Origin of the sequence: Nostoc mirabile CHAB5784 (genome assembly GCF_020829645.1) — a bacterium.
In the GTDB taxonomy this organism is placed as follows: Bacteria; Cyanobacteriota; Cyanobacteriia; order Cyanobacteriales; family Nostocaceae; genus Nostoc; species Nostoc mirabile.
Genome location: NZ_JAIVFS010000027.1, coordinates 32,973 through 53,696, shown reverse-complemented (window position 1 = coordinate 53,696; position 20,724 = coordinate 32,973). Strand labels below are relative to the sequence as shown.

Sequence of the window (20,724 nt, the reverse complement as noted above, 5' to 3'; positions counted from 1 at the left end):
CTCTGTAAGAGGCAGGTTTGACCTCTAATTCTCAGGACTCAGCACTAACTGTTTGATGAGTTTGTAACCAGTTGAGCAAATCAGCGATCGCACTAAAATCTAACAAAGCCTCACCCAGTGCTTCCAATTGTTCTAGAGAAAGACCCTGAATCTGTTCTCGAACCTGTTGTGGTAACTCTCCTACCCGTTTTTGTAGCTGTCGGAGTACAAGTGTTTGTGCTTGTTCCTGTTGTCCTTCCTCCTTCCCTCGCTCGTAGCCAATGCGCTCGCCTGTGGTAATGTAACTCATAGTACGCTCCTGCTCGAATTGTTTAAACTCCTGCCAAAATTCTGCTTCTAATCCTTTTGGTAAAATCATAACCCAATCGATAAAACGATAGAGATTACGAATATCCCTTTCTTGCAGCCCTTGTTCATACAATCGCCGAATTAAACTAAATTTCCACGTTTTCCTTTCTCCCAACTGTTTAGTAGTTTGCTGGGTTTTCAAATGTGCCATTACTACCGTCGCAAAGGGATTATCGCTCTTTTCTAACTCTGTCCATCGATTTTGATAATCGAGCAGTTTGACGGTTCCAAATCTAAAATGCAGACCACAATCGGGATAATTATAACTGTATTGATTTGGTCTCCAAGTCAAGTCAGCATCGCATAAAATTGCTAGGCTAATGGCTGGTTTAGCAAATTTGTCAAAAATTCGCAGGTTGTAGGAAAACATCCTTTGAGCAAAATTATCTTCCGATTTTGCCTGAATTTCAACATGAATCAACAGCCAAATTTCCTCTCCTTGAATTTGCCAGACTTTGACCAATTTATCTGCATATCTTCTGCCAAGTTCTGCTTCCCGAACTATTTGTTGAAATTCCTTATCAAGAAACTCGTGGGGACGTTCCCAATTAATTAGTGCTGCTGTTTGCGGAAAGAAAAATTGCATTGCTTGTGGGAAGTAAGCTTCTAGGATTTCTTTCCAGGGGGAATCATTATCGGCTCTTTCTCGTTCCTCGCTCATGAATTGATTGGTAGATTCATGTTCTTGATAATAAGATGGGAGCAACCGATATTTTTCAGCAGGTTAGAAGTTCCTCGGTCAAGAAAATTATATACAAAAGTCAGCAAACATAGATTTTGGGATCAAAACCACCTTTTGATGGTGCTATTTTACTTGAACAACTAAATACTTTATCGCTGAAAAATTTTTATCAGAACAACTGGAAATTCAGCTTTTTGTTACACTTTTGGGATAAAAATTTACAAGTAATCAGTGGTGAGCTATAGCTATCTCTTATATTCAGCACTATTTAATGTGGCGAATTACTTCGGCAACTGACCAAGCTTGAGCGATCGCTCCTCTGGGCTTGTGAGGTGCATCGCCATCAAAAATCTCAGAAATAGAACCAAGACAAGCGTCAAATAAGAAGTGATCTAGCAGAGGTTGCCAATCAAAAGGCAGCGATCGCTGTGGATAAAAACGTTGCCAAGCCCGAATATATGGCCCAATTAGCCAAGCCCAAACAGTGCCTTGGTGATAAGCGCGATCGCGTTGCTCTTGATTACCCTCATATCTGCCTTTGTATTCGGGATCTCCTGGATCAAGACTGCGAAGCCCATAGGGGGTGAGTAAGCTGACAGTTGCCAAATCTAATACTTGGCACCCTTGCTGTTCAGAAAAGGCGCAATGGTGCAGCGACAGCGCCAAAACGGCATTGGGACGAATTTGAAAATTCCGGCGATCGTCCGGCTCAATAGTATCGTACAAATAACCCAGATGAGGATTCCAGAACTTTTGCAGCGAGGTTTTCACGCGTTGTGCTTGTTGAGCATAACGCTGTGCTTGCTTAGTGAGACGCACTGGCGAGCCATACTCAAGCTGGCTCAATTGTTCTGCCCACTGACTCAGCCAACATAAAGCTGAATACCACAGCGCATTGATTTCCACTGGCTTACCGTAACGGGGAGTAACAGGATGCGCCCCAATAACTACATCCATCCAGGTAAGGGCTACACCAGGAGCATCCCAACTAACTAGCCCATCGGTAGCATCGACCTGGATATTGAAATGTGTACCACCAACAAATGCTTTGTAGATTTGCTGTACTACAGGAAATTGCTCCGCCAAAAATTCCCAGTCTTGGGTAGCTTCTAAATAAAGTCCTAAAGTTTCAATCCACCACAACGCTGCATCAATACTGTTATAAATTGGTTCTCCATTGACATCAGGAAATGCATTAGGAATCAAACCGTGGCGGCAATAATACCCAAAAGTCCGCAATACTCCTTTTGCCAGGTCAAAACGTTGTGGAACTAGTGCCAATCCTGGTAAGGCGATTAATGTGTCACGTCCCCAGTCATTAAACCAGTGATAACCAGCAATTACCGTAGGGCCAGCAATTGAGGCTCGATAGACGATAAACTGATCGCTTGCTTTGAGTAGTTGTTGCCAGAGTAGGGAGTGGGGAGTGGGGAGTGGGGAGTGGGGAAGAAGCAGGGGAGCTCTTAGCTGGGAGCAGGGGGAAAATTCCTCTCCTCTACACCCTTCCCCTTGTTCCTCTCCCTCTTCTGCTTCTTTGCCTCCCTCTCTCCATCCAAAAATCTGGGAGAGCCGTTTTTGCTCTGCCTCTACTGCTTCTGCAAAGGTTTCGGAGGTAAGAACACCTGGCATCGGGTCGGGAAAACCTACTCGTGCTTCTAGAGTAACTGTATCTCCTGGTTGCAGTGTGACTACCAAGTAACCAGGACTGTAGAGGTCTTCCTTGTCGCCTAATCCCCGTTTTCTCTCCTCAGGGAATCCATAATTCCAATACCAAACTGCATCTGTTTGATATATTCCTTGTGTCCAGCGTAAGTGCCAAGGTATACCTAAATGCCCAGAATTTTTTGCTTGCAGACAGACTTGCTGTTCCCCAAGCAATTGTAAGAACTGTAATCTTGGACTAGCAGTTTGCTGGTGGTGAAAGTCACGTTCTGCTATTAGCAGTCGCAGCCGTAAAATCGCTGTATGACTTCCGTTATAGCGATATTGGATTAAAATTCGATGGCAAAATTGGGAGTGAGAAGTATGATTCTCTTCCCTACTCCCTACTCCCCATTCCCTACTCCCTTCCCAACCATAAGGCATCAGCAATTGTCTAGTTAACTGCCAGTTATCTTGACCCCAAATCCATTTTGGAACTGGGTTAATATCAAAGCAGCGTAGCAGTTCGTAGCCTGTCGGCTCAATCTGACCATTACCCCAAAAATTTGTCCCCAGTGCCACAACGCTTCCTAATACTTCCAAGCTAGCTTCTAGGTGCGAAAACAGCAGAGTGCGATCGCAAGGAGGGTTTGTAGCGGCAAACAGCCAACCGTGATAAGTGCGCGTGCGGACATCCGAAACTGTACCACTGGCAAAACTTCCTAAGCCATTGGTAAGTAACCATTCTCTTGTATCTAAATCAAGCATTTGTTACTCAAAATCGTTATGAGTATGATATAGTCGTAACAGATCGTAATTAAACTGTGAGAGCGTGGATGGGTGAATTTTACTTGACCCGAATTCCAACGCTACTAAACGAATAAAGGAGAATTAGGTTAATGTCCCTCACTTACGGAACCGAAGGAAGCCTCCGCGTTGGTCAACAAGCTCCCGATTTCACAGCAACGGCTGTGGTAGATCAGGAATTTAAGACAATCAAACTTTCCGATTATCGCGGTAAGTATGTCGTCCTGTTTTTCTACCCACTAGACTTTACCTTTGTTTGTCCCACTGAAATCACAGCATTTAGCGATCGCTACGAAGAATTCAAGAAAATCAATACTGAAATCCTTGGGGCTTCTGTTGATAGTGAATTCTCCCACCTCGCTTGGATTCAAACAGATCGTAAGTCTGGTGGCGTCGGCGACCTGAATTATCCTCTAGTCTCCGACATCAAAAAAGAGATTAGCGCCGCTTACAACGTTCTCGATCCAGCAGCAGGCATTGCCTTGCGTGGTCTGTTCCTCATAGATAAAGATGGTATCATACAGCACGCCACCATCAACAATCTAGCTTTTGGTCGCAGCGTTGATGAAACCTTGCGGACACTGCAAGCAATTCAGTATGTTCAGTCTCACCCCGATGAAGTTTGCCCAGCTGGTTGGCAACCTGGTGACAAGACAATGAATCCTGACCCAGTGAAGTCTAAAGTCTACTTCTCTGCTGTCTAAATTTCCCTAGCTAGGATCTAATCCATCCTGTTGGAGTTGAAATCAACGAAAACCACAGATGAACAGAGATACACATTAAACAGTGTCAACCTCGGTATCTATCTGTGGTTTTTTCATAAAATAGTATTAAATAATCAGGGATAAAAATATGCTTAGTTCAACTGATTTTAGTGGGTTATTAAATGAGCGATTCTTCCGCAATTTTTTACCAGTTCCAGCGACAAATAAACTCAGGTTGGGAGTAGGAACGCCAGATTTTCAACTGCCAGATATTACCAATGGAACTTTAGTAAAATTGTCTGATTATAAAGGCAAGCAACCAGTCTTACTCGCCTTTACTCGCATCTTTACTGAAAAACAATATTGCCCCTTTTGTTTTCCTGACATCAAAGCTTTAAATGAAAACTATGAGCAGTTTAAAAATCGCGGTATAGAAGTTTTAATGATTAGTAGTACCGATGAACGGCAGAGTCAAATTGTTGTGAGGGATTTAGGCTTACAAATGCCTTTGTTGAGTGACCCCAGTTGTCGAGTTTTTCGTACCTATCAAGTAGGACAAGCACTGGGAGCGCCTTTACCAGCCCAGTTTGTATTAGATAAAGAAGGGAAACTCCAGTACTGGCATTTATTTTCTTTTTTGGATCACAATGCTAGCGTTGAGACTTTGTTAAAACAATTCAATTGAGTGTAATGTGTAAATGGCCAGGGCTATTTCGTTCTAAACATAAACCGCCCAGAACTAAAGTTCCGGGCTAATAGCTTAAGTCCACTAAAGTGGACTAAAAGCCTTTCTTAGTCGTCTTTAGACGAATGAGTGCTATTAGCCTCAGAATTTATTCTGAGGCGGGCTAGATGAGAATGAAATAGCCCTGGTAAATGGCAATGCCCACCCTACTAATAAAATTGTGAGGTTTTATGGCGCTGACCCTTTATCACTCACCGATTTCTCCTAACTCCCGCCGCGTCTGGATTACTCTGCTAGAAAAAGGACTTGAGTTTGAATTAGTAGAGATAAAACTGGATGGGGAGCAGTTTAAACCAGAGTTTTTGGCAATTAGTCCCTTCCATCACATTCCAGCTTTGGTGGATGATGGCTTTAATGCAATACGCTTGGGTTAAGCCAGAAAAATAAATTTGCGTAGGTTGGGGAGCCACTGCGCCCTTGCGGTTTCCCGACTTGAAGCATGTGGCGTTTGAGGAACGAAACCCAACATTTTCGGGCATTTGTTGGGTAACACTAAAGTTCAACCCAACCTACAATTATCCTTAACCCAAGCGTATTGGGCTTTAATGTAGTGGAATCTTTGGCAATTTTGGACTATTTAGAGGCAAAATATCCCACACCTGCGATGTTGCCTAAAGATGCCAAGGATTTAGCGATCGCACGCATGGTACAACTGGTAACTGTGAATGAGCTTTTGCCAGCAACCACCACGTTTTTACCTCAGATATTAGGCTTACCTGCGGAAGATCCAGAAAAAATCGAGCAGGCAAAGCAAACAATTTCAACAGTGCTGAAGCTTTTTGAGAATTTACTTGACGATCGCCCTTACTTTGGGAGTCAAAACCTAACTCTAGCTGAGGTTGTGGCTGGAACTGTAGTAATATGGCTGCCGGAAATAAGCATTTCCCTAAGTGATTATCCAAAGCTGAATGCTTGGCACGACCGATTAGCTACACGGACAACATGGCAAGCTACCGAGGCTACACCAGAGGCAATGGAAGCGTTTAAGTCAATCATAGAAGCGAGAAATAAGCAGCAAATTCATAACTAGTCAATGTAGAGACGGTAAATTTCCCGCCTCTACAAAACTAAATTTTTACAGCTTGACTTGCTGTAAATGACTGCGGGGATTATAAGTACGTATAGCCCGGATTTTTTCATAATATTCCCGCTCTTGCTGGCTGAGGTCTTTTGGTGGTGCGATCGCTACCTTCACCAACTGATCGCCACGTCCACCTTTGGCGAGAGGCCAACCTTTGCCACGTAAACGCAGCGATTGACCAGAACGCACTCCTGCTGGTAGCTTGACATTAACTAAACCATCGGGAGTGGGTACATCAATAGATGCTCCCAAGGTAGCTTCATCTGGTGTGATTGGCACTTCGCACACCAAGTTATCACCTTCCATTTGGAAGAACGAGTGCGGCTGAAGTTCGACTTTCAAGTACAAATCCCCTCGTTGTTGAGTCATCGGGTTGATTTGACCTTTGCCCCGCACGCGCAGACGAGTACCAGGTTTAGCGCCAGATGGGATACGAACATCAATTGTTTCGTTACCTAAACTAAAGCGCTTTTGCACACCGTTAAATGCTTCAGCAAAAGTTAGAGCGATCGCAGCTTCACTATCTTGGGAAGTACCCGTACTTGCATCACCAAACCCATAATCGTTAAAGCTGCTGCTAAAACCACTTGTACCACCTGTAGAACTGCGGTAAGAGTAATTTTGTGAGTAATTAGAGTAATTATTTTGTTGTGAGTAACTTTGTCGCCCACCACGAGGAGTAGCACCACCAAAGCGTCCTAGCAACTCATTAATGAACTCATCAAAATTGCCGTATTGACTGAAGTCAAAGCCACCCATATCAACACCAACGCCGCCAGATGAGAAACCTTCACCAGCCTGTTTCCAATATTGACCGAATTGGTCGTATTTTTTGCGTTTATCTGGGTCTGACACAACTTCGTAGGCTTCACTAACTTCTTTGAAGCGTGCTTCTGCCTGTTTGTTATTTGGGTTGACATCGGGGTGATATTTGCGGGCTAGTTTACGAAAGGCTTGCTTAATCTCCTCTTGAGTGGCAGTCTTACTAACTCCCAAAATTGCGTAATAGTCTTTGAAGTCGGTTGCAGCCATCTATCTACCAGCCTCCTATAGAAATTCCTGTTATGTTTTTTTTAAGATAAAAGATGTTAATTTGCTCGGTATAGTGCCAAGCAAACAGAATCTGACTTTAAATTAACAAAGAATATAGAAAATCAAGTGTGGTTCTCGCTCAACAAGCGATCGCAATTTCCGTACTCCGATTTTTCTGATAAGCGGATCAGCCTGTCTAGTCCCTCTTCCAGGCTTGGGGGAGCATCCCGAAGTTGACGGTGCATCCGCAAAATAATTTCTTCAGGAACCTGACGCGATCGCCTTTTATTACGTGCTAAACACAGCCACACTGGCGTATCCACCCAAATTCCCGTAATGTGGGTAAAACCCAAGTCACGGGCTAAAGCAATAACTTCACGGCGATGGCGGCGCTGGACATTGGTAGCATCGAAAATAGCTGTATTATTTGTAGAAATAGCTTGCTGAAATTGCCGTCCTACTTCTTGCCAAATTACCAGCCACGGCCCCTGAATGGCTTGGGAACCGAACAGTTGCCCCCGGATGCCATCCGTAGAAATCAGTGGCATCTGGGGGCATTCTGTCAGTAATTGTTTAGCGAAAGTTGACTTACCGCTACCTGGAAGACCAATCAACAAAATGAGTTTAGTCATTAGTCCTTTGTCCTTTGTCCTTTGTCACTTGTAACTATTAACCAATGACTAATGACTAATGACTAATGACTAATGACTAAATAATCGTTCCATCAGGAATTACAGCATTTTTCAGCACAACGACGATGCCACTGCGGATGTAGAAACCTTGACTTTCGCGGTCAGCTTCTTGCACGTTATCTTTATTGATAATTTTGACATCGTGACCGATACTGGCGTTTTTATCGATGATGGCACCGCGAATAATCGAGTCAGCACCAATACCTACAGGAATGTCACCTTGTTCTACGTTGGATTGGCGTTCTACAGAAGCTTGGTAAAAATCTGCACCCATGAGCAAAGATTCTTCAATGAGGCAGCCAGATTCAATTCGCGATCGCACTCCCAAAACTGAATGTTGGATGCGGCAATTTTTCAAAATGCAACCTTCGCCGATAATTGATTCTGTGATCTGGCAATCTAAGAGTTTACTCGGAGGTAAGTAACGAGCGCGGGTATAAATTGGTGCTTTTTCATCGTAGAAACTAAAAGGTGGCTGGGGCTGCTGAGTCAGTGCTAAGTTTGCATGATAAAATGCCTCGATTGTCCCAATATCTTCCCAGTAGTCATCAAAAAGGTAAGCTTGAACGTTGTAATCTTTAGAGGCATCAGGAATAATTTCTTTGCCGAAATCAGTCCTTTCTATACCTTCTCTCAACAACTTGAACAAAACCTCTTTTTTAAAGACATAAATCCCCATTGAGGCGATGTAAGGCTGTTGCTGGGCAAGTTCATTTGATAATCCCAGTACGCTTGTATCAACGCGCATTTGGATTAACGCTTCACCTTTTGGTTTTTCGCTAAAATCGATTACTCTACCAGAATCGTCAATTTTCATCAAGCCAAAATCTGAGGCGCGGCGCTCATCAATGGGGATGACTGAAAGAGTAATATCAGCCCCCGTTTCCCTATGGCGCTGGATAAACTGGCGATAATCCATCCGGTAGAGGTGATCGCCTGAGAGAATTAGATATTCTTCTACATCCCATTCTTCCATTAACCACAGATACTGACGCACAGCATCGGCTGTACCTTGGAACCAGTTAGGGTTTTCTGGTGTTTGTTGTGCCGCTAGCACTTCCACAAAGCCTTCATTGAAGCCAGTAAAGTTGTAAGTACGGGCGATGTGACGATTCAGGGAAGCTGAGTTGAATTGTGTCAGGACGTAGATTTTGAATATTTCGGAATTGATGCAGTTACTGACAGGGATATCGATTAGGCGGTACTTCCCCGCTACTGGTACTGCTGGTTTAGCACGGAGTTTGGTTAGTGGGTAAAGTCGAGTACCCGCGCCACCACCAAGAATGATTGATAATACTTTTTTCACAAAATTTCTCCCGACTGCCTTTCAACTCTCATCTTCAGTTTAGGACTGTCTGCCACCACAGGTAAGGGGGGATCAAATATTCTCTCTTATGAATTTTACAGAATGCTACTAATGATGGATAGTGGGGCTGATAAGGAGAAAAATAGAACATTTGTATTAATTTAGGTAAAAAATATAGGAAGTTTTGGCTACACCGCCCTCGCGTAGGATTTTATATCTGTGAGAGACAGCTTGCAAGGGGAGAGGTAAGTAGTCTGTGACAAACCTCGTTATAAAAATAAATCTAAAAAAGTTATATGTGTAATCCGTAAAACATTATTTTTATAGTGTATTCACTTACAGTCAGCTAAAAGCCACATATTAAGGTAACTTCCTTAAGATATTTTAAACAGGGTAACAGATATATGCCGAACTTTAGAATGGGTTGGTTGCCAGATCGTCCAGATTTTAGAGACTATTGCCTAGAGAAGATAATCAAAGACTCTAAGAACATAGAAGGAATTAGACTCGAAAAAGCAACTTTAGTAAATGATTGCAAGTTACAAATAGAGAACGGGACAGGGGTTCAAAAGAACGGGAGGGAAGATAAAAAGCAAACTAGGCTGCTCTTACCTTTCAAAGAACCAACAGACCAAAGTTCGGCAAGTTTGCAATATCCAATAAATATACATTTACCTTCCCATGTCGATTTGCGGCAATGGTGTTCTCCAATTGAGCAGCAAGGAAACCTTAAGTCATGCACTGCAATAGCTGGCGTTGCCTTAGTAGAATATTTTCAAAGAAAGATAATGGGCGAAGATATAGATGTCTCCAGCCTCTTTCTCTACAAAGTTGCACGTAAATTGATGCACTTAACTGGAGACACTGGAGCATCTACGCGCTTCACAATGAAAGCAATGGCACTTTTTGGCATACCTCCAGAGGAATATTGGCCTTATGAAATTGAGAATTTTGACGAAGAACCACCTGCTTTTTGCTATGCCTATGCCCAGAATTATCAAGCACTTCAGTATTTTAGGCTTGACTTACCTCAACTTTCAAAAAAACAAGCATTAGTTCAAATCAAAGCTTTTTTAGCTGCTGAATTTCCTGTAATGTTTGGGTTTACAACTTATAGTTCTCTTTTTAATAAGAAAACTGTAAAAACAGGAAAAATTCCTTATCCTACTATAGGCGAAAAGATGCTGGGTGGTCATGCAGTTGTTGCCGTTGGTTATGACGACAATAAGGTAATTGACCATCCCAAGGATAAGTTAATTAAGGATTATAACAAAAATTTTCCAACTCAAGGAGCTTTCCGAATTAGAAACTGTTGGGGTGAAGATTGGGGTAAGGACGGTTATGGTTGGCTACCCTATGACTATGTGTTACAGGGGTTAGCTACTGACTGGTGGTCATTACTGAAGAATGAGTGGATTGATGAGGGGCAGTTTGGCTTGATAGCTAAGGATGGTGTTCTCCTCAACGGAAGTCCTAATACAAATAATCAAGGAGATCCCAATGAACATACTCAAGGAGAAGACGATCAAGCCATTATCAAAGAATCAAGCAAGAATCAAGGATCAAATTCACGACGAAAACAGCATTCTAAATAGTTAAGTTGTTAAGTTTTAGTTAAAAGAGCATGTACCAGATTGGTAATTCAAATAATCTGATATATTTTTATTGGTTTGTAAATATTCTTCTAAGAATTTACAGCTATACTTTAACAAGTTTTCCACTTCGGGGGTAACATCTGTTCTAGAACTGCTTTGCCACTTCCACAGTCTTACAGTTCCATCATTACTGGAAGAAGCAATTATATAGCCATCACGACTAAACTCTAGCCGATTAACTTGCTGAGTGTGTGCTTTCAGAGTTGCTATTAAAGAACTTTCTCCATTAATAGCTTTATCTACATCCCAAACCTTTACAGTTTCATCAGTACCGCCAGAAGCGAGCATTTTACCATCAGGACTAAAATCTAAGCCGTATATTATGTTTTCGTGAGCATTCTGGATTATTGCTATCGGTTTTTTCTGTGGATTTTTAGTATTCCAAATAAATATATTACCCTTAGCGCCGGCAGAAGCCAGCAAATTTTTTCTCTTTAAACTGTATCTAACTATGTGCAAATCCTCTTGACCATGTGTACCAATCTTTCCTGGGGGAGTATCATTTTTTTTCCAATCCCAAATTCTGACACTACCATCATCACCGACGTAAGCAATTTTTGAACTGTCATTAGGGTCAATGTCTAGACTGTTAACTCGATGTCTTAGATTTACACCATATCTCTCCTTTTGAAGTAATTCTTTGATATTTAATGTGTTAAGGGGTTGAGGTGGATTCTCTTGAATATCAGTGTGCCAAACTTTTATGATTCCATCCCGATCGCCAGAAGCAATAATTTCATCATCTTGACTAAAACTAACATCATAAACAGTATTATTATGACCTTGAAAATTTTTTATTAGTTTATCTTCTTTCGCATCTATATTCCAAAGTTTGAACGTTGTATCTTGACTTGTAGAGGCTAAAATTTTACCATTATGGCTAAATCTTACACTCCAAACTCCCTTATTATGTCCGGGCAGATCGTATAATAACTTGCCATTCTTATCCCAAATCTTGATTTGCTGGTTGAAACTAGCAGAGGCAATTTTCCCGTCAGGACTAAAACTCACACCCCAAACCTTATCTTTATGACCTTCTAATCGATTATGCTCTTTCACTGAGTCAATTACTACTTTCAGTTGATTGAGTGCTTTAGAATTTTCTCCACCCAAACGCTGCAACTCTTTGAGCGCTTGGACACTTGCGATCATTGCCTCAAGCTGATTCCCTGTAGCTAAAAGTAGCTCAGATTTTCCAACTAATGCTCCAGAAGCAATCGCATCCCCTTGTTTCTTCTCTACTATCCGTTGTTGCAGCCGTAATCCCAATCCCAGAGATAAGACTATAAGTATTGCAGAAGCGATCGCAAATCTAGTTCTTTGTGATTCAGCTTTGGCTTTGGCTTCTGCTTGCTGTTGGAGTTTTTTGGCTTGCTCTAATTCTGCACGATTTTGGCGATCGCGCCTCTCCAAACTCTTATGCAAAAATTCTGTTTCTAATGGCGTAAGTCTTGGCTGAGTCTTATTCACCCACTCAGAAATTACAGCCAAGTTTGCACCCGCCAATAGTGCTTCATCTGATTTATTAAACCTTTGTTGCCATTCCTGACAATCTTCTTCTAAAGAACGACTGAGACGAATATTCTCCAGATTTTCAGAAATCCAAGTATTTAATAATTTCCACTCAGATAAAAGTGCTTCATGAGCAACTTCTATTGTCTTTTCATCAGTGATAATCAAACGTTGTTGAGAACCTGCCAGCAATCCTACAACCCGTTGTAATTGTTGTGAAGAATCTGAAATTGCTTCTAATCTATCCCAGCTAGCACGCCGCCGCGTCACTTCTCCAGCTTCACCTAACTGCACCAATTCCATAAATAAGCGACGCGCAAAGGCTTGATCTATAGTTGTTAAACTTTGATACAAAATTGTCGCTCGTTTATCTAAAGCTCCTTTAACTCCACCAATTTCTTCATAACCTTTGCGAGTTAAAAGCGGTTCTGGCGATTCAGGTTCTTCAATGCAAACTCGCCATAATTCCTTGAGCGCGTATTGCAGTATAGGTAATGCACCCGGACGGTTGACTACATCAGCGGAAATTTGCGAAACTAAACCATGCTCAAAGGTGACACCATGTAATTTTGCTGGTTTTTCTATTGCTTCTTCTAACTCAGTAAAAGACATCGGTGTGACGATGAATGATGTGGGAGGAATCCTATTGATGAGAGTAATAATTTCTATATAGTCAGCACAACGATTTAAGAAATCACCGCGAATTGTCAAAATTATCCGGCTTTCTCCCCCAGTGTTTTTTACTTCCTGTGCTACTAAGCGGATAAAAGCTTTGCGTTCCTCATCGTCTTGACAAAGTGTAAATACTTCTTCAAACTGATCGATAAACAATAAGTGCGGCTGATTTTGCTGTTGTTGTCGAGCTAAAATATCAACTAATTTTCCTAAAGGGTGTTCTCCTGGTGTAAAAGATGCGATCGCCCATTGACTGCTTCCTGGGAGGCGATCGCCTTTTAGTTGCGGCAACAAACCTGCTTTTACTAAGGAAGATTTACCACTACCTGAATAGCCAATTACAGCCAAAAACCGACTCTCTGCTAAACGCGAAATTAGGGTACGAACTGCTTCATCTCGTCCACAAAAATATTGCGCTTGCTCTGATTCAAAAGCATAAAGTCCCCGATAAGGATTTTCCTGATTGAAAGCAATTTTTTCACCTGTAGTAATATCTAATTGGGGATAAGTAACTAGGGTAATCGAACGTCCCCAACCCATGCGAATCGGCTCCTGTACCGAACCTTTAAGTTCGTTGCTGACAAAATCAAACAAGCGATCGCCACTAATTCGCCTACTACTACCTACATTTTCTACCGCCAATCCCTTAACAACTGCACCTGTGAAAATACTATATTCTTCACTTTTAATCACTCCGGCGCGTTCAAAGCCACGACAAGCTGTAATTAAGTAATAATCTTTTTGCGAACTGAAAGCGTTAAGAGTTCTTTCTATTAATTGTCTTTCTAAGAAATCTCCGCTATGACAGCAATCGAGTAGCATCACTAAACTACTCAACTGCGAATCTCGAATTAAGTCGTTAAGGCTATCTAGGGGAATACCATATTTTTGTTCAACATTTTCGTTATCCTTAAATTCAATCTGACAATCGGAACTTGCTAAATATCCCTTTTGTTGTCCCAAATTGTCGGAAATAGTAAAACCGTGTCCGCTAAAATAAATCAGCGCTTCATTATTAGCAGCTTGCTCTAGCAGGAATGTTCTCAAATCTTGGCCAAGTTGAGCGCCAGTAACTTTTGACGCTGCCATTTCATAGCCGTTTTTATCTTTATTCCAGCGCTGTGGTAGTCTTTGCACAGACTGAAAATCACCATATTGCTCTAATAGTTGCGCGATCGCCTCAGCATCATTTGTAGTCTTCGACAAACGCGCTAATGATGGGCTAAGATACTCGGCGATGCCAATAACAAGCGCGTATCGTGCCATTTAACACACCTTGGGTTGGTAAATGCGGGATAATCTTGACAGACACAATGATGGCTGTGTTACTAGAAACAACACCATCTGTTATTTTTCCGCAAGCAAGCTGAAATTTTTCAGACACGATACAAAAATTTAACCGAGGTAGCCCATGTCAGAAGTACAGCAACTCTTTTTCCAAGCAGATGGGGAGATTGAGCAGATTGAGATTAACGTCACAGCCACCGAAATAACTCAGGAAATTGACGAGGAAGATGATGGCATAGAATACAAGGATGTGCGAGCAGATGCGATCGCTCGGATGCAACAAGCTCGTCAAATGATTCGCTCTTATACTATCTATGCTCTAAGTGCTTTTAAAGACTTCAATACTGCTGAGATTGAGGAAGTAAGACTTAAATTTGGCATTAAGCTGGGTGGTAAGGCAGGTATTCCTTACATTACCGAAGGCTCTGCTGAAAGTAATCTGGAAATTGAGGTGAAGTGTAAGTTTCCAGAAAAACCAAAACCTGATTCACAGTAATAGCAAAAAATTATCTGCACATTATAGGGTTAGGTAATGCCCATTAAACACCTAACTTCGGTGTATTTATTCTCCTATTAACCAAACTATGCCTATTTGATTCAAAGGAACATTAAAGCGCATACCATGAGTGCATCCACTGGGTATTGTCGCTTGACCATGAATATTGGCGTTCCCGTATATTGCCAAATCCAACTCGCAATGACAAACACCTTTGTGCAAAATTGGGATGCTCTCAATTTGCCCGTACTATTCAAGACGTGGGGATAGGAAGACACAAGGATGCAGTATTATAGTTTTGGGCAAAGTGCGATCGCCTGCTAGGTTTTGCCTACGCAGCAATATTTACTAATAAATTGAATTGCTTTGCGTCTATGCACTCTCCAACAAGCGGGAGCGGTCTACATTCAAGCGGGAGCGGTCTACCTTCAAGCGGGAGCGGTCTACCTTCAAGCGGGAGCGGTCTACCTTCAAGCGGGAGCGGTCTACATTCAAGCGGGAGCGGTCTACCTTCAAGCGGGAGCGGTCTACCTTCAAACGGGAGCGGTCTACCTTCAAACGGGAGCGGTCTACATTCAAGCGGGAGCGGTCTACATTCAAACGGGAGCGGTCTACCTTCAAGCGGGAGCGGTCTACCTTCAAGCTTTTAAGCTGTTACGTATACAACTTGCATTATCAGGGCGGGCAAGATGCCCACCCCACAATCATATTGAAAAAAATATTAGTGCAAATTGAAGGCGCAACAGCTTATCAAGATTAAACATATTATTTTTATCAATATTTTCTTCATTGAAAGCGACGGGAAACTCCATCCCGCAAGTGGCGTGGAGAGGGATAGTCGCCCCGTCGCTTGGGGCATTGGGCACTTGTACTGCCCTTCTCTACGAGAGGCTGCGCCAACGACTACGCTCAGGAACCGCGACTTGTGCCGAGCGGAGCCGAGGTAAGCCGAAGTATTGAGCATTGCTAGTTTCTTCCCCATGCCCAAAAACTCCATCCCGCAAGTGGCGTGGAGTTTTTTATTCTCTATTCCTCTTATGTTGTGTTTAATTTAGTAAACACATATTTTGCTATGGTTTCTGTGACGCTAAACTATCTTATAATGCTCATACCATTTCTTTTTGAAGAGGCGCTTATAGCAATCCGATTTTAGATTTTAGCAGAGAAAAATAGGGAAGGCTTATGAATAAGACATCCTACAGAACGTACTGTTCACAACTCATTTAGGATTGCTATAGAATCATTTAGGATTGCTATAAGAGGTAGTGTATGGATATTTTAGTAGATAACTTGTTTATTGAGCCGAACAGCGCTCCAGAACACCAAAGTATTCCAGGATACCTGATCCGCAGTACAGCACGAGCGAACGTTGAAGATTTACAGGATATTAAAGAAGATAATACGCGCCCAACCATTCAAACGATAGTTGATCTCCTTTATGCAAAAAGTAAAAATTACCCCAAAAATTCTGACGATCTAGGGGTGGTAATTGCTATTCATGGATACAACACAGGAGGTGCAGATATTGATTTAAATACATTACCCGTAACCAATGAGGCGATCACAGATGGAATTTGGAAAAACTATCAAAAACTCTGTAAGTGTATCAAGAGTGATACCTTAATTTCTCAAAAGTCAGATAGTTTAGTGTTTCTTGGTTATCGCTGGCCTTCGGAAACTATTACAGGCCAAAATATTACTACTTCCCTAAGTACTTTACCCTTTCTACTGAAGGTTCTGCTAGGGGGAAGCTTAATTGTGGCGATCGCATGTGTGTTGCTGTTTTTCTGGTTATCTTCCCCAATCCTCGTTGTTCCGATTATTTTGGGAACATTCGGATTTGGTATTGTTTTTAGCCTGATTATTTTGCGCGTAATTGTATATTTTCGTGACTCTTATCGAGCAATCAACTACGGAGTTCACGATTTGGTTGAACTGATTCGCCAACTAGATAAAGGTTTGATAGAATGCTGCCTTCAGGAAGTTCAATCGGAGGAGAAGGCTGAAAACTATTGGAAACAACACCCGATTAAACTCTCTTTCATTGGGCATAGTTTGGGTAGTCAGGTAACTACACAAGCAGTCCGAATTCTCTCTGATGTCTTTGACCCTAATTCTATAGGCAACATCAATGACCAAAAAGCTGGGAAAGGGAAAATACCCCCTTCGCGAATTGGGCAGGTTTTTAGTTTAGGTCGCTTAATTCTTGTTGCACCAGATATTCCTCTACTGGCAATTACTTCTGGAAGATCCAATTTTTTACGGTCATCGTTACGAAGATTTGAAGAGGCGTATCTATTCAGTAACGAAGGGGATTTAGCCCTACGTCTTGCTTCTACGGCTGCTAATTACTTTTCCTTTCCAGCTAAGACCCGAACACAAGGGTATCGGCTGGGTAATGTTACTGTTCGTTCCAATAGCTATCACAGCAGTAAGTCAAACAAGGTAAGAGGGCAATTGCAGAGTAAGTATGGAATTGTCAACTGGAAGGATCAGAACTTACGCAAGCCGTTACATGAGATTAGTTCATTACTTAATTATTTAGAAATTAATGTTTTGAATAAAATGCGAAACCAGGGATTAGATCCAGCTAACCAAGAATATCAGTCCACAGTTGCCACAGCAATTAAAGATCAGGAGTCGTTGGCTGACTTATTTACTTACTTTGATTGTACTGAATATAAAGACCGAACAGATTATGCTAATGCACCCAATCGCGATCGCTACGTCATGATTCTGGACAAACAAACCTCGCCCTTAACTCTTTTAGAGTACCTGCAACTCGGTTGGGTATATTATCGTAGCAATACACCAGATGTTCACAGTGGCTATTTCTGGGGAAAATTTAGTCAGCAGCTAATTTGTCAACTAGCGTTTGTTGGCTTCGAGGAGTTTCTGGAGTTTCTGCTGGTTACCCCACCGCAAGATGTGGGAATCGAAGAACTGCCACCACTGGAACTTGAGGATAAGATTGCTTGGGCGAACAACCTTCAAACAGAGGCAGTTTCTGACAGACTACGTACCGAACAAAGGCAGATTGCGCTCAATTATCTCTCATGGATCATCGAGAAAAAGCAAATCCAAGCAGTATTATCACCGGAACGTTACTATATTGATGTCATGGGGGAAAAACGCGAAGAAGTTCGCTTTACAATTCTGTCAAAAAAATTACAGCAGCAGAAGGTCTAGATATCTATGAGCTGGCGTTGCTACAATAGAAAGTACAAGCGCACAGGCAGGTTAATCCTGCGCTTGTTCTGATTCAAAAGCATAAAGTCCCCGATAAGGATTTTCCTGATTGAAAGCAATTTTTTCGCCTTTAGGAATGTCTAATTGGGGATAAGTAACTAGAGTAATCAATCTATGCTTTTAGTGCTTTTAAAGACTCAATACTGCTGAGATTGAGGAGGTAAGACTTAAATTTGGCATTAAGCTACGTGGTAAAGCAGGTATTCCTTACATTACCGAATGTTCTGCTGAAAGTAATCTGGAAATTGAGGTGAAGTGTAAGTTTCCAGAAAAACCAAAACCTGATTTACAGTAACAGCAAAAAATTATTCGCACATTGTAGGATTAGACAATGCCCATTAAACACCCAACTTCGGTGTATTTATTCTCCTATTAACCAAACCTAATTGCTGCGATCGCTTCAAAGACTTCACCCAAGGTTGCTCTGACAACTGGGAAATGGCATTTGGTGACAGTGTTGCCGTGAAAATATCTTTGCCACTGCTAACACCATTGACACCAAAACTCTCTAAAACAGCAGTTGCAGCAGAGTTTAAAATTGGTTCAGTGTGGATGAAAACTGCCAAACTGGTTTCTTCTGAATCTTGAACATCATTCAGCACTGTAGCAAGAGCGGCATCTAGTTTCTGATAATTCATCAGCAACTCCTTGGTAAAGAGGGTAGACAATAGACCTCTTGCAAAAGTCGAACATCCGCCCGAAAATTTATTTTCGGGCTAATAGCTCAAGTCGGTTTAAACCGACTAATAACAATAATTTTAGTCCGTTTAAACGGACTTTTGCTATAAGAGAGGGACTTGAGTCCCTGGCGGATCAAGGATTTTCGCAAGAGGTTTAATTTCTGTCTACCCTAACTTATCAAATTTATAGGTTTTTATTGCCTACCCTTGTACAGAAATAATATCTACCTTTCTCAGTCTAATTACAGATTCAAAGCGTTAATCACTCCATAACCCCATTTCTCATCAAAGGTGCCTGGGGGTTTTCCAGGAATTGCACTATTTTTACGTAGCAAGTCTTTCACAGCAGCCGGATCAAGTTTAGGATCTCGCTGCAACAGCAGTGCCACTAATCCACTAACAAAGGGTGTCGCCATACTCGTACCAGCCTGCACCACAAACTTAGAATTAATCATCGATGAGCGGTCAAAATTTGCATCGGCGGAAAGGGTAGAAATAATCATTGCTCCTGGTGCTGCTACATCCGGCTTCTGTCCATCATTCCGTAGTGGCCCTTCACTACTGAACTCCGAAATAGTATGCAATTCTAAGCCCATTTCTCGCACTTGGTCATCAATATCTGTGTACTTGGTTCTAGTAGTATAGGCGGTAACAGTAATTGCACTGCTGGCGGCTCCTGGCGAACCAATTTTTACCGCATCCTTCACACTTTTACCTGTGAAAAACACTGATGAACTGTCATCTAGTGTCCACACATTCAAACATGTGTCAGTTGAAGAACAGTTGCGGACTCGCAGCTGCCAAATACCTCCCATGACTTGCGAGGGGCCAATACCGCGTATTTGCACAAAGAAATTATGGTCGCCGTTGGCTTTATCTGGCGCTGGTGTCGCTAATTGCACCCGTGCATCTGGTAACTGGTAATCTTGTGCGGCATTACCCTGAGTAATTATTTTTTGGAAGGGGGTGACAAAACCGTTAGGACTCCGCACAGACACTTCCAATTCGCTGTCTTTGGAATACCAAGCGTTTAACCAAACTATGCCTATTTGATTCAAAGGAACATTAAAGCGCATACCACGAGTGCGTCCACTGGGTATTGTCGCTTGACCATGAATATTGGCGTTCCCTTCGTTACCCGCAGCACAGCAAACAATTCTTCCTGGGCCAGTTTCGGCGTCAATAACTTTGGATAAAGAATCGCTACCATCATGGGCATCAGCGTGTCCACCCAAGCTGAGATTTACCACTGCTGGGCGTCCCAACTCTCTAGCAATTCGGAAAATGTAACGCACACCATCAGCAATGTGGGCATCCTGTAAATCTGACCTGACAACAACTAATTCCGCCTCTGGTGCGACACCGCCATAGTTAGCATCGGCACCGGCAGCAATTCCCGCAACGTGAGTACCATGACCGCTAGTATCCTGAGAAATTGTCAGTTGCGCTCCTGTAAATTCACCCCCATAGCGGCCTTCCGTCACTCCTGGCCCTGGCAGTGTTTGATCCCAAATGTGTAAAATTCGTCCGGCAAAAGCGGGGTGTTTCGGATCAATACCACTGTCTATAATGCCGATGATTACTCCTTTACCAGTCAGTCCGGTTTGATTCTTGAACTCCGGCAGTTTGACTGTTCCTAGTGCAGTGTCCATCCTCAAATGAAGTTTGCGTGATGGCTTAATGCGTTGGATAATATCTTCTTCAGATAAGACATCTAAACTCTCTATCGGTAAGAAAGCCGTCCGCACACTCCCTGAGTTTTGATTGACTTCAATATTATATTGTGATAGATAACTCAAGTCTGCATCAGGTTCGCAGTAGATAAAAACGACGCTTTTAGTGGGCTTGACTGGGCTTTTGTGAGCAATGATGCCAAGCGATCGCTTGTGTGTAACTAAAGCTTGATCTCCTTCGCTTTGATAGTCTTGAAATGCCAAAAGTAATCCGGGAGAAAGTTTTTCGTGTCTCATTTTTACCTCAAATAAGCTTAGGAGGCAGGTAGTTAACCAACTGAGTACTGAGTACTCAGTGCCCAGTAAAGTAAAAATATACTCAGTACTGAAGCACTTGGTATATGACCCGCTTTGAAAGTGGGCGGTCTTTTAACTAGCACTCTTAAGAGTAACCGCGCT

At 42.3% G+C, this 20,724-nt stretch carries 15 protein-coding genes and 2 pseudogenes; 8 read left to right on the top strand and 9 right to left on the bottom strand.

Annotation, left to right across the window (positions count from 1 at the left end; all coding sequences use genetic code 11):
* Positions 1-31 precede the first annotated feature (31 nt).
* Both LC653_RS18740 and LC653_RS18735 read right to left on the bottom strand, forming a co-directional pair.
* A complete protein-coding gene (locus tag LC653_RS18740; RefSeq protein WP_229496111.1) occupies positions 32-1,009 on the bottom strand; it encodes a DUF4351 domain-containing protein in 978 nt (325 codons plus the stop codon).
* Positions 1,010-1,294: 285 nt separating this feature from the next.
* On the bottom strand, positions 1,295-3,439 hold the full coding sequence (locus LC653_RS18735) for an amylo-alpha-1,6-glucosidase (RefSeq protein WP_229496049.1): 2,145 nt from the start codon (positions 3,437-3,439) through the stop codon (positions 1,295-1,297).
* A 131-nt stretch (positions 3,440-3,570) separates the two neighbouring features.
* On the opposite strand from LC653_RS18735, the gene LC653_RS18730 reads away from it, so the two are divergent.
* From LC653_RS18730 to LC653_RS18715, 4 genes and pseudogenes are all read left to right on the top strand, one after another.
* Positions 3,571-4,182, top strand: coding sequence for a peroxiredoxin (locus tag LC653_RS18730; protein WP_229496047.1), 612 nt, complete (start codon positions 3,571-3,573; stop codon positions 4,180-4,182).
* A gap of 148 nt (positions 4,183-4,330) precedes the next feature.
* Positions 4,331-4,867 (top strand): peroxiredoxin family protein, encoded by a 537-nt coding sequence (locus tag LC653_RS18725; protein WP_229496046.1) that lies wholly within the window; start codon positions 4,331-4,333, stop codon positions 4,865-4,867.
* Positions 4,868-5,097: 230 nt separating this feature from the next.
* Positions 5,098-5,274: pseudogene (locus LC653_RS18720) on the top strand (glutathione S-transferase family protein); the annotation flags it as partial.
* A gap of 191 nt (positions 5,275-5,465) precedes the next feature.
* Positions 5,466-5,957, top strand: a pseudogene (locus tag LC653_RS18715) (glutathione S-transferase family protein); the annotation flags it as partial.
* Between the two features lie 45 nt (positions 5,958-6,002).
* On the opposite strand, the gene LC653_RS18710 reads toward LC653_RS18715, so the two are convergent.
* The 3 genes from LC653_RS18710 to LC653_RS18700 all read right to left on the bottom strand — a co-directional run bounded on the left by LC653_RS18710 (position 6,003) and on the right by LC653_RS18700 (position 9,038).
* Positions 6,003-7,040: a DnaJ C-terminal domain-containing protein gene (locus LC653_RS18710; protein ID WP_229496044.1), complete on the bottom strand. Its 1,038-nt coding sequence runs from the start codon at positions 7,038-7,040 to the stop codon at positions 6,003-6,005.
* Positions 7,041-7,162: 122 nt separating this feature from the next.
* The gene (locus LC653_RS18705) at positions 7,163-7,672 is read right to left on the bottom strand and encodes an AAA family ATPase (protein ID WP_229496042.1); all 510 of its coding nucleotides are present in this window, start codon (positions 7,670-7,672) and stop codon (positions 7,163-7,165) included.
* A gap of 76 nt (positions 7,673-7,748) precedes the next feature.
* A complete protein-coding gene (locus LC653_RS18700; protein WP_229496040.1) occupies positions 7,749-9,038 on the bottom strand; it encodes a glucose-1-phosphate adenylyltransferase in 1,290 nt (429 codons plus the stop codon).
* Positions 9,039-9,442: 404 nt separating this feature from the next.
* On the opposite strand from LC653_RS18700, the gene LC653_RS18695 reads away from it, so the two are divergent.
* The gene (locus tag LC653_RS18695; RefSeq protein WP_229496038.1) at positions 9,443-10,633 is read left to right on the top strand and encodes a C1 family peptidase; all 1,191 of its coding nucleotides are present in this window, start codon (positions 9,443-9,445) and stop codon (positions 10,631-10,633) included.
* A 15-nt stretch (positions 10,634-10,648) separates the two neighbouring features.
* Here LC653_RS18695 and LC653_RS18690 read toward each other — a convergent pair whose 3' ends face one another.
* Complete coding sequence (locus LC653_RS18690; RefSeq protein ID WP_229496036.1) at positions 10,649-14,146, bottom strand: nSTAND1 domain-containing NTPase; 3,498 nt, start codon at positions 14,144-14,146, stop codon at positions 10,649-10,651.
* Positions 14,147-14,291: 145 nt separating this feature from the next.
* On the opposite strand from LC653_RS18690, the gene LC653_RS18685 reads away from it, so the two are divergent.
* A complete protein-coding gene (locus LC653_RS18685) occupies positions 14,292-14,663 on the top strand; it encodes a CU044_2847 family protein (protein WP_229496034.1) in 372 nt (123 codons plus the stop codon).
* Positions 14,664-15,035: 372 nt separating this feature from the next.
* On the opposite strand, the gene LC653_RS18680 is transcribed toward LC653_RS18685, so the two are convergent.
* Positions 15,036-15,305 carry a hypothetical protein gene (locus LC653_RS18680; RefSeq protein ID WP_229496032.1) on the bottom strand — a complete coding sequence of 90 codons (270 nt, stop codon included), beginning with the start codon at positions 15,303-15,305 and terminating at the stop codon, positions 15,036-15,038.
* Positions 15,306-15,932: 627 nt separating this feature from the next.
* Between LC653_RS18680 and LC653_RS18675 the strand changes: the two genes are divergently transcribed.
* Together LC653_RS18675 and LC653_RS47365 are read left to right on the top strand one after the other, a co-directional pair.
* On the top strand, positions 15,933-17,852 hold the full coding sequence (locus LC653_RS18675; protein ID WP_229496030.1) for an MFS transporter: 1,920 nt from the start codon (positions 15,933-15,935) through the stop codon (positions 17,850-17,852).
* A 211-nt stretch (positions 17,853-18,063) separates the two neighbouring features.
* Complete coding sequence (locus LC653_RS47365) at positions 18,064-18,207, top strand: CU044_2847 family protein (protein ID WP_372478190.1); 144 nt, start codon at positions 18,064-18,066, stop codon at positions 18,205-18,207.
* A 43-nt stretch (positions 18,208-18,250) separates the two neighbouring features.
* Here LC653_RS47365 and LC653_RS18665 read toward each other — a convergent pair whose 3' ends face one another.
* Entirely contained in the window at positions 18,251-18,550 is a 300-nt protein-coding gene (locus LC653_RS18665; RefSeq protein ID WP_229496028.1) for a hypothetical protein, read from the bottom strand.
* A 284-nt stretch (positions 18,551-18,834) separates the two neighbouring features.
* Entirely contained in the window at positions 18,835-20,562 is a 1,728-nt protein-coding gene (locus tag LC653_RS18660; protein WP_229496026.1) for a S8 family peptidase, read from the bottom strand.
* Between the last annotated feature and the right edge of the window lie 162 nt (positions 20,563-20,724).